Genomic DNA, 8,087 nt, shown 5'->3' with positions numbered 1-8,087 from the left:
AATCGCCCCCACTGATTGAAGTTTCACTTTATGATATAGTAAAAAGATAGAAAAAGGTATACAGGAAGGTTTGGTTATTAATGCTTTTTGTGCTCGATGCAGGAAATACAAACACGGTCCTGGGTGTTTTTAGGGATGATACATTAATCCACGAATGGCGCATTAAGACGGATCGGTATAAAACGGAAGATGAGTATGCTGTTCTTGTAAAATCATTCCTGGGACATGAGAATCTTTCATTCTCGGATATCACCGGGGTGATTATTTCATCTGTAGTGCCGCCAATCATGTTTTCTCTGGAAAAAATGTGCACCAAATATTTTCGTCTGGACCCACTCATTATCGGCAAAGAGTCTGTTCATTCATATTTAAAAATGGCGTATCCAAATCCAAATGAAATCGGGGCTGACCGTATTGTGAATGCAGTAGGTGCCATTGATGAATATGGCGCTCCGCTGATTATTATTGATTTTGGAACAGCAACAACCTTTTGTTATATTAATCATGAAAAAGCCTATCATGGCGGTTTAATTACACCGGGGATACTGATATCCATGGAGGCTCTTAACAGCAAAGCGTCAAAGCTGCCTAAGGTTGAATTACAGGCTCCGAAAAGCGTGGTTGGCCGTACAACGGAAGATGCGATGCAGTCCGGGGTATTTTACGGCTATGCCTCGCAGGTTGACGGGATTGTCAATCGGATGAAGCAGGAAATGGGAACAAAACCAACCGTTATAGCAACCGGCGGCCTTGCATCTTTATTTACCGAGGCATCCGAAACAATTGATTATGCCGATAAATATTTAACGTTAAAAGGACTTTATCTGATTTATAAGCAAAATATGCAAGCAGAAGATTTTTAATTGAAAAATTTAAAGGAGATGGAACCTATAACATGAAAGATTATCTTTTAAAAGCGACTGCATATGACGGAAAGGTTCGAGCATATGCCATTAGCTCGACAAATACGGTTGAGGAAGCGAGAAGGCGCCAGGATTCGTGGGCAACTGCCTCAGCCGCTCTGGGACGGACAATTACGATCAGTGCCATGATGGGAGCGATGCTGAAAGGTGAAGATTCACTTACGGTAAAGTTTGAAGGGAACGGACCGATTGGCGCAATCATTACTGACAGTGATGCGACAGGGGATGTGCGCGGTTACGTAACGAATCCGCATGTTGATTTTGATTTAAATGAAAAAGGAAAACTGGATGTCGCCCGAGCAGTTGGTACAGAAGGCAATCTCAGTGTTGTGAAGGATTTAGGTTTAAAGGAACATTTCACGGGTCAGGTTCCGATTGTATCCGGTGAGATCGGTGATGACTTTACTTACTACTTTGCAAACTCTGAACAGGTGCCCTCCGCGGTTGGCGCCGGGGTGTTAGTTAACCCTGATTTGAGCATATCGGCATCCGGCGGCTTTATTGTCCAAGTGATGCCTGGTGCTGACGAAGAGGTGATCACCCGACTGGAGGAACAAATTCAGGAATTTCCGGCCATATCAACCTTAATCAGGGAAGGAAATTCACCGGAAGAAATTCTTGAGCGGCTGTTTGGAAATGAAGAAATAACGATTCATGGCCGCCTGCCTGTCCGCTTTCAATGCAAGTGCTCCAAAGAACGTGTCGAACAAGCGATTATGGGTCTTGGCAGTGAAGAAATCCAGAGCATGATAGACGAGGACCACGGTGCAGAAGCAAGGTGTCATTTCTGTAATGAAGTCTACCATTTGTCTGAGCAGGAGCTGGAAGAACTGAAGGAAAATAATTAAACAATTCTCTCAGTAAACGATTGAAGCGGAAAGGAGCATCCGATGGACAAGAAACTTCTCTGGGGTATTATTGCAGTTCTGCTTGTAACAAATATTGCCACCCTCACTTTATGGAATCGGAATGAGGCAGTGCCGCTTGGTCACAATAACAATCAAATCAACCAGAGAGAGCCGGTTGCTTCTGTAGGTGATCAAACAATTTCATTTGATGGATGGATGCTCACATTACGTGAGAACCACGGGAAAAAGCAGCTAAAGGACATGATGAATCGGCGGGTGGTACAACAGTTGGCTGAGGAAAGCAACGTAACCATTGATGAGAAAGTCATTACCCGGGAAATAGCACAACTGACGACGATGCAGGGTGTTATGACCGAAGAGGAGACAAAGAATAAAAAGGAGCAATGGCGGAAGGATATTAAACACCGTTACCAATTGGAAGCTCTTCTGACAGCTGGCACAGATATACCGGATGAAAAAGTCAAAAATTATTATCAGGATTATAAGGATCAATATGACTTCAAGGCTTCAACTCAAGTTTCCCATATTGTGGTACCCGATATGGAAACAGCCGGTAAAGTGAATTCCGAGCTTGAGAACGGCGCATCATTTGATTTACTGGCACAGGAGTATTCGATAGATGAAGAAACAAAGGATAATGGTGGGTATTTAGGCTTTTTGGTCAATACGAGCCAATTTTGGCCTGAAGGTTATCTGGATAAAGTTGAAAATATGAAAGAACGTACATTCAGCGAACCTTTTCAGACGCATGCCGGGGTGGCAATCGTTTATCTTCACCGTAAACTTCCTTCCATCACATTTGATTATGACGAGATAAAACCGTATGTGGAGCGGGAACTGGCACTGAACCAAATGCATCAATCATTGTCAGCTGATACATTGTGGGATGAGCTGGAGACTGACTGGATTTATGAATAACATATTCAGATGAAATTTATTGACATTTTTTCGATTTAAACGTACATTAAATATAAATCCTATAAAAATGCTTGGAATTAGGAGGAGTCAAAATGAGAGTTGCTGATAATATAACCGGCCTCATTGGAGAAACACCTATTGTGAAGTTAAATCGTTCAGCTGAAAAGGACAGTGCTGATATTTATTTGAAACTGGAATTCATGAACCCGGGCAGCTCCGTGAAAGACCGGATTGCTTTATCAATGATTGAAGCTGCAGAAAAAGAGAGCGAGCTAAAAGAAGGCGACACGATTATTGAGCCGACAAGCGGCAATACAGGTATTGGTCTGGCTATGGTTGCGGCCGCAAAAGGATATAAGGCAATCCTGGTTATGCCTGATACAATGAGCAAGGAACGCCGTAATTTACTGCGCGCATATGGTGCCGAATTGGTATTGACACCTGGGGCGGACGCCATGAAGGGTGCGATTAAAAAAGCTGAAGAACTGCAGAAAGAAAATGGCTATTTTATGCCGCAGCAATTTAATAACGAAGCCAATACGGAAGTGCATGCCCGTACAACCGGAGAGGAAATTGTAAAGCAGATGGACGACGGACTTGATGCGTTCATTTCCGGTATCGGAACCGGCGGAACCATTACCGGCGCCGGAAAAGTCCTGAAAGACCATTTTAAAGATGTAAAACTTTACGCTGTTGAACCGGATGATTCTGCTGTTCTTTCCGGAGATTCACCGGGTCCGCATAAAATTCAGGGGCTTGGCGCAGGCTTTGTTCCTAAGATTCTGGATACGGATCTTTATGATGATGTCGTCCGGATTTCAAATGACGAAGCTTTTCAAACATCCCGTGAAGTTGCCAGAGAGGAAGGGGTCCTGGGCGGTGTTTCAGCCGGGGCAGCGGTTGCCGCAGCCAAAAAGGTTGCCAAAAAATTGGGCAAAGGCAAAAAAGTGCTTGCGGTCATCCCGGATAATGGTGAGCGTTACCTGTCCACACCGCTTTACCAATATGACGAAGAATAATTAGTGCGATTCAAGGATTGGCACAGGTTCATTTCCGTGCTAGTCCTTTTTTTTATGGTGTGATACGATATGAATAATACTCTAGAAGAGACTTGCACTTACAGATTTGAAAGAAGGTACAGTATGAGGTTAACGACTGATTCAAGAACGTTACAATTGGATGAACGGACACATATTATGGGAATACTGAACGTTACACCCGACTCATTCTCGGATGGCGGTAGTTACACGACAGTCAAACGGGCGGTTAAACAGGCGGTTTTAATGGAAGCGCAGGGCGCCGATATCATTGATATTGGAGGTGAGTCCACCCGGCCGGATCATGAAGCTGTCTCACAGGAAGAAGAAATCGATCGGATTTTGCCGGTCATCCGGGCAGTCAAGGAGAACATAACGATTCCGATTTCTATCGACACATATAAAGCTGAAACGGCACGGCAGGCAGTTGAGGCAGGCGCTGGGATTATCAACGATGTCTGGGGGGGCAAGCGGGAACCTGACATAGCACGTGTTGCCGCTGATTACAATGTACCCATTATTTTAATGCATAACCGGACAAACAAAAATTATGTCTCATTAATTCCTGACATGAAACAGGATTTGCAGGAAAGCATCGATATTGCCCTGGAAGCGGGTGTTGCACCGGAAAAAATCGTGCTTGATCCTGGCATCGGCTTTGCTAAAACACCAGCTGACAATCTGACGGTCATGAATCAGCTGGAGGAATTCCATGAACTGGGATACCCCGTCCTGCTCGGGACATCACGCAAGTCTTTTATCGGCAAAATTCTGGATGTCCCGGCTGATGAGCGTGATAACGGGACGGGTGCCACAACATGTCTGGGGATTACGAAGTGTGTTCAAATTGTTCGGGTTCATAATGTAAAAGTACACGCCGAATTGGCGAAAATGATGGACACAATGCTTGGTAAACGAGGAGTTGAGGGTCTTGGATAAAATTTTGCTGAATCAGATGGAATTCTATGGGTATCATGGCTTATTCCCGGAAGAGAATACACTTGGACAGCGATTTTATGTTGATGTTGAATTGATGCTTGACTTGAAAACATCGAGTCGCTCGGATGATATGAATGATTCCATTGATTATGGCGAGATATATAACGTCGTCAAAGATATTGTGGAAGGTGAGCCGAAAAATCTGGTGGAGGCAATTGCTGAAGACATCGCGGATGAATTGTTCCGTTCTTTTGGTTTGCTTGAGGCGTGTAAATTGAAAGTCACCAAACCCGATCCGCCGATACGGGGTCATTATCAGTCAGTTGCCGTAGAAATCCTCAGGGAGCGAAAGGCATGAAGAGCATTTACCTAGCCTTGGGATCAAATATTGAGCCGCGGGAAAAATATCTGACGAGTGCATTGGAGGCACTGAATGATCATCAACAGATTACCATTATTAAAAAGTCATCTGTTTATAAGACAGCACCTGTCGGTTATACAGATCAGGCTGATTTTTTAAATATGGTAATTGAGCTGGCTACCTCGCTTTTGCCGCTGGAATTGCTGGATGTTTGTCAAGCAATAGAAAAACAATTGGACAGAAGAAGGGAAATCCGCTTTGGGCCGCGCACAATCGACCTTGACATTTTAATATATAATCAGGAAAATAGAGAAACAGAACGATTAACCCTTCCGCATCCACGTATGCATGAGCGGGCATTTGTGCTCATCCCGCTCGATGAAATTGCACCGGAACTGGTCATCACGGCAGCGGGTCGTATGTGTGCAGCGGATTATATAAAAGCACTTCCTGAAAGCGACATAAAGGATGTAAGACAATGGACAGAGAGAGACTCGGCAGAAGAATAAAAGCATTCCGCAAGTTAAAGGGGTACACGCAGGCAGGGCTGGCAAAACAATTGGATATGCCTATTATTAATCTTGGTGATGTCGAACGGGGGAACCAGCAAGCTTCAGATGAACTGCTGGATCACATAGCTGACCAATTGCATGTATCGAAACGTGAGTTGCAGGATGAAGCGTTTACGGACAAAAAGGAAGAATAGTCAATGTTTCAAATCGGCGATATCACGATTCCAAACCTTGTTGTCCTTGCACCAATGGCAGGTGTTTCAGATGCTTTCCGTCTGTCCGATCGTGAAGGAATTTGGCGGCCAAAAGAACTCCTTGGTATAAGCTGCAAGGTCTGAAGGGAAAGTCCAAAATCCGGCGTAAGATTAATGAGACGGAACCCCGTGAAAGTCTCGTTGCTATTTTGTATTCATTTGCAGAAGGACTGGAAGCTAAAAGCAAAGCTTCCTGATTCGCAATCCTGGTTATTCTCCTTAGGAAACCGGGATACTTACTAATGAAAGCCAGGTTTCTTCAAACACAGAACCGGCCGTATAAAATGGAGTGATAAATGTGACAGAAGAATTAAATGATCATATGCGGGTACGGCGCGAAAAACTTGATTTCTATCATGAAAAAGATGTGAACCCGTTTGGGGGAAAGTTTAACAGAACCCATTATGCAAATGATTTGGTCAGCATGTATGATCAGTTTTCCAAGGAAGAATTGGAAGAAAAGGACGATGAAGTGACAATTGCAGGCCGTGTAATGACTAAGCGCGGAAAGGGTAAAGCGGGGTTTGCCCACGTTCAGGACCTGAGTGGCCAAATCCAAATATATGTCCGGAAAGACATGATCGGTGACGAAGCCTACGAAATTTTCCAGTCTGCTGATATGGGAGATATCGTCGGTGTGGCAGGCGTTATGTTCAAGACAAAAGTTGGTGAGCTGTCAGTAAAAGCTGTGAAGTTCACCTTATTAACCAAATCATTGCGTCCGTTGCCCGAGAAATATCATGGTCTGAAAGATATTGAACAGCGCTATCGTCAGCGCTATCTGGATTTAATCACCAATCCGGACAGCAAAGAAACTTTTATTCTACGCAGTAAAATCATTCAATCCATGCGCCGTTATTTGGATGGACAAGGATTTCTGGAAGTGGAAACCCCTATGATGCATGGTATTCCGGGAGGTGCAGCTGCGCGCCCGTTTGAAACATACCATAATGCTCTGGAAATCCCATTGTATATGCGGATCGCAATTGAATTGCATTTGAAACGATTAATTGTCGGCGGTATGGAGAAAGTTTATGAGGTTGGACGAGTTTTCCGGAATGAAGGTGTATCAACCCGTCACAATCCGGAGTTCACCATGATGGAACTATATGAAGCTTATGCAGATTTTCACGATGTTATGACGCTGACAGAGAATCTTATTTCCCATATTGCCAACGAAGTACTTGGCAGTATGACGATTCAATATGGTGATGATGAAATAAACATGGAACCTGAATGGCGGCGCCTGCATATTGTTGATGCCGTCAAGGAATACACCGGTGTTGACTTTTGGCCCGAGATGAGTACGGAGCAAGCACTAAAGCTTGCTGGGGAAAACGGTGTTGCGGTTGAGGATAATATGACGTATGGTCATATTCTTAATGAATTTTTTGAGCAAAAAGTTGAAGAGTCTTTAGTGCAGCCAACGTTCATTTACGGTCATCCGGTAGAAATATCCCCGCTTGCCAAGCGGAATGAAAACGATGCAAGATTCACAGATCGGTTCGAATTGTTCGTAGTTGGCCGCGAGCATGCGAATGCCTTTAGTGAATTAAATGATCCGATTGATCAGCGTGAGCGGTTTGAAGCTCAAGTGAAAGAACGGGATGCCGGAAATGATGAGGCACATTTAATGGATGAAGACTTTCTGGAAGCATTGGAATACGGTATGCCGCCAACGGGTGGGCTTGGCATAGGAATAGACCGGCTGGTAATGCTGCTGACTAATTCCCCGTCCATCCGGGATGTACTGCTGTTCCCGCAAATGCGGCATAAATAATTTTTGCGGGCAAATGGTGTATTGCCTGTATATAATCGACAGTGGTCAATGTTGCAGTTGGTCCCCGTTTCAGTTTTGACTTGAATCAAAGTGCTAAAGCGGGGGCAATAAATTGCTGTTTGCTCATTTAAACAAGAGCATAATATGTTCATGTTAAAATGGATAGAATAACCAAACATTTTTTGTTTATTTGCTATTGATTCAGGGAATCAAACATGGTACATTATTAATCGTTGCAAAAACAGATGCAACATCAAACGCCAACAAAACAACAAGATTTAAAAAAGTTGTTGACTTCAAATCTGAAAGATGGTATATTAATTAAGTCGCTGTCGAAAGACGGCAACACAAAGTTGCTCCTTGAAAACTGAACAAAACAACCAGTATGACAAAGATGTCAGAGGTAAGAGGTCGGATGTCAGAATCTGTTTTTGACGGAAGACCAATGAAACCCTGTATCAATTTGAAAGCAAGCCATGAAAGAGATTGATCGG

At 43.8% G+C, this 8,087-nt stretch carries 9 protein-coding genes and 1 pseudogene; all 10 read left to right on the top strand.

Annotation, left to right across the window (positions count from 1 at the left end):
- Positions 1-80: 80 nt before the first annotated feature.
- The 10 genes and pseudogenes from VK097_RS10210 (at position 81) to lysS (ending at position 7,593) form a co-directional block, all read left to right on the top strand.
- On the top strand, positions 81-863 hold the full coding sequence (locus tag VK097_RS10210) for a type III pantothenate kinase (protein WP_324211705.1): 783 nt from the start codon (positions 81-83) through the stop codon (positions 861-863).
- A 32-nt stretch (positions 864-895) separates the two neighbouring features.
- Complete coding sequence (gene hslO, locus VK097_RS10205) at positions 896-1,771, top strand: Hsp33 family molecular chaperone HslO (protein WP_324211704.1); 876 nt, start codon at positions 896-898, stop codon at positions 1,769-1,771.
- A gap of 42 nt (positions 1,772-1,813) precedes the next feature.
- On the top strand, positions 1,814-2,710 hold the full coding sequence (locus tag VK097_RS10200) for a peptidylprolyl isomerase (protein WP_324211703.1): 897 nt from the start codon (positions 1,814-1,816) through the stop codon (positions 2,708-2,710).
- Positions 2,711-2,802: 92 nt separating this feature from the next.
- Complete coding sequence (cysK, locus tag VK097_RS10195; RefSeq protein ID WP_324211702.1) at positions 2,803-3,729, top strand: cysteine synthase A; 927 nt, start codon at positions 2,803-2,805, stop codon at positions 3,727-3,729.
- Between the two features lie 123 nt (positions 3,730-3,852).
- Complete coding sequence (gene folP, locus VK097_RS10190; protein ID WP_324211701.1) at positions 3,853-4,686, top strand: dihydropteroate synthase; 834 nt, start codon at positions 3,853-3,855, stop codon at positions 4,684-4,686.
- A complete protein-coding gene (folB, locus tag VK097_RS10185) occupies positions 4,679-5,044 on the top strand; it encodes a dihydroneopterin aldolase (protein WP_324211700.1) in 366 nt (121 codons plus the stop codon). The genes folP and folB overlap by 8 nt, the downstream gene beginning before the upstream one ends.
- Entirely contained in the window at positions 5,041-5,556 is a 516-nt protein-coding gene (gene folK, locus VK097_RS10180; protein WP_324211699.1) for a 2-amino-4-hydroxy-6-hydroxymethyldihydropteridine diphosphokinase, read from the top strand. The genes folB and folK overlap by 4 nt, the downstream gene beginning before the upstream one ends.
- On the top strand, positions 5,526-5,753 hold the full coding sequence (locus VK097_RS10175) for a helix-turn-helix domain-containing protein (protein WP_324211698.1): 228 nt from the start codon (positions 5,526-5,528) through the stop codon (positions 5,751-5,753). Before folK ends, VK097_RS10175 begins: the two co-directional genes overlap by 31 nt.
- 3 nt (positions 5,754-5,756) lie before the next feature.
- A pseudogene (locus VK097_RS10170) lies at positions 5,757-5,849 on the top strand (hypothetical protein); the annotation flags it as partial.
- A 262-nt stretch (positions 5,850-6,111) separates the two neighbouring features.
- Positions 6,112-7,593 (top strand): lysine--tRNA ligase, encoded by a 1,482-nt coding sequence (gene lysS / locus VK097_RS10165; protein ID WP_324211697.1) that lies wholly within the window; start codon positions 6,112-6,114, stop codon positions 7,591-7,593.
- Positions 7,594-8,087: the final 494 nt, after the last annotated feature.

This window comes from Lentibacillus sp. (assembly GCF_035301675.1).
Classification (GTDB): Bacteria; Bacillota; Bacilli; order Bacillales; family Amphibacillaceae; genus Lentibacillus.
This window is presented reverse-complemented; position numbering and strand designations above follow the sequence as displayed.